This window comes from Deltaproteobacteria bacterium (assembly GCA_016875225.1).
GTDB lineage: Bacteria > Myxococcota_A > UBA9160 > SZUA-336 > SZUA-336 > VGRW01.
Genome location: VGRW01000174.1, coordinates 1 through 1757, shown reverse-complemented (window position 1 = coordinate 1757; position 1757 = coordinate 1). Strand labels below are relative to the sequence as shown.

3 protein-coding genes are annotated in these 1757 nt (G+C 67.6%); 2 read left to right on the top strand and 1 reads right to left on the bottom strand.

Features of this window, described 5'->3' with window-relative positions; genetic code table 11:
- Positions 1–26 precede the first annotated feature (26 nt).
- Together FJ108_18535 and infA are read left to right on the top strand one after the other, a co-directional pair.
- Positions 27–347, top strand: a complete 321-nt coding sequence (locus FJ108_18535) for a cation transporter (GenBank protein MBM4337891.1) — start codon at positions 27–29, stop codon at positions 345–347.
- Positions 348–390: 43 nt separating this feature from the next.
- On the top strand, positions 391–648 hold the full coding sequence (infA, locus tag FJ108_18530; GenBank protein MBM4337890.1) for a translation initiation factor IF-1: 258 nt from the start codon (positions 391–393) through the stop codon (positions 646–648).
- Between the two features lie 6 nt (positions 649–654).
- Here infA and FJ108_18525 read toward each other — a convergent pair.
- Positions 655–1757: ferritin-like domain-containing protein (locus FJ108_18525; protein MBM4337889.1), on the bottom strand; the 1103-nt coding region annotated here is incomplete at its 5' end.

Below are 1757 nucleotides of genomic sequence, written 5' to 3'. Positions count from 1 at the left end.
CCGGGCTCGCGATAGCGGCCCTGCTGGTGGCGAGTGCAGTCCGGCTCGTGCGCGAGTCGGTCGAGATCCTGCTCGAGGGCGCGCCGCGCCACCTCGACCTCGAGGCGATCGCGCGCGAGGTCCGGGAGCTCGCGGGCGTCGCGCGCGTCCACGACCTGCACATCTGGACGGTCGGCTCGCGCTTCCCGGCGATGAGCGCCCACGTCGACCTGTATCCCGGGGCGGACCCCGAGGCGGTCCGGCGCGCGGTCCATCAGCTTCTGCACCAGCGCTACGCGATCGCCCACACGACGATCCAGACGGAGTCCGCCCCGCCGCTGCTGCAGGTCGAGACTCCCCCGCTATAATGCCGCCGCCCCCGAACACCCCAGAAGGAATCGAAGCAGGCGAATGTCGAAAAAGGACCTGATCACCGTGAGTGGCGCGATCGAGAAGATCCTCGGCGGCGGGCGCTACGCCGTTAAGCTCGAGAACGGATCCGTCATCACCGCGCAGCTATCGGGCCGGATGCGCCGCTTCCACATCCGCGTGATCCAGGGCGACAGGGTTCAGTGCGGAATCTCCCCGTACGACCCGAGCCACGGCTTCATCACCTACCGCGAGCCGCCCGGCGGAGCCCCGCGACCGGAAGAAGCCGCGAAGAAGTAGCGCCGATCAGGTCGCGGATCGCTGGCCGCGGCCGATCTTCTTCCGGCCCCGGTTGATCTCGCGCAGCTCGAGCATCGCCGCGTCGGCGACGTCCTGACCGGCCACCTCGTCACGCTCGCGTGAGAGCTCGTCCATGTCGACCCAGGCCGCATACACCGAGCGGGTTCGCTCGGTGATGATGCCGGCCTTCAGAAGCGTCTTGATCAGCACGCGGAAGATGTTCGTGCCCTTGGTCATGGATGCGCGCCGATCGGCGTCGCCGAACGCTTCGAGCACGGCGCTTCTCACCCACTGCCAGTCGAGCCCGAAGCGGCCGTAGATCTGCTGCTTCTGCTCCGCGTTCACCAGGTTGAAGAGCAGCGTCTGGAAGCACTTCGCCGCCCAGAGCTCGACGCGCTCGTGCTCCTCCTCGGAGAGCTTCGGCACGGTGAGCTCCGCCCAGATCTTTCCGAACTTGTGGTGGAAGGCCTCGTCGGTCATGACCAGCTGCACGGTCCGCCGCAGCAGCGGGTCCTCGGTGAGCGAGTGGATCGTCGCGAACGCGCCCATCGCCAGCCCCTCGACCAGCATCTGCATGCCGACCAGCTTCTTGTAGACCTCGGGCGCGAGCACGAGCTCTTCGAGCAGGCTGCCGAGCGTGGGGCCGACCGCCAGCGGCGTGCCGAAGCGCGCCTTCACGTAGTGGCCGAAGGCGGTCACGTGGCGCGCCTCCTCGCGCGCCTGGTTCGCGGCGTACTCCTGCGCACCGGGGTCGCGCATGATCTGACACAGGCTGGCCGAGAGCGACAGCGCGCCCTGCTCGCCGTGCAGGATCGACGAGATCTGGAAGCGCGTGCTCTGGTTTGCGAGCTCGATCTGCTGCTGGGGCGTGAGCTTGTCGGCGACCGCGCAGTTCAGCTCGACGGTGAAGTCGCGCGGCATGAGCAGGCGCTCCTGCAGGTCGAACTTCTCGGAGAAGTCGAGATAGGCCGGGTCGTTGGGATCCCAGAAGTGGTCCTCGGTCGCGCTGATGATCGCGTCGAAAGCGGTCGAGCGATCGCCGTAGCGATCGACCTCGATCAGCGACTTGAAATCGTCGCGACCGACGGTGTTGTAGGCGGGGTCGTTTT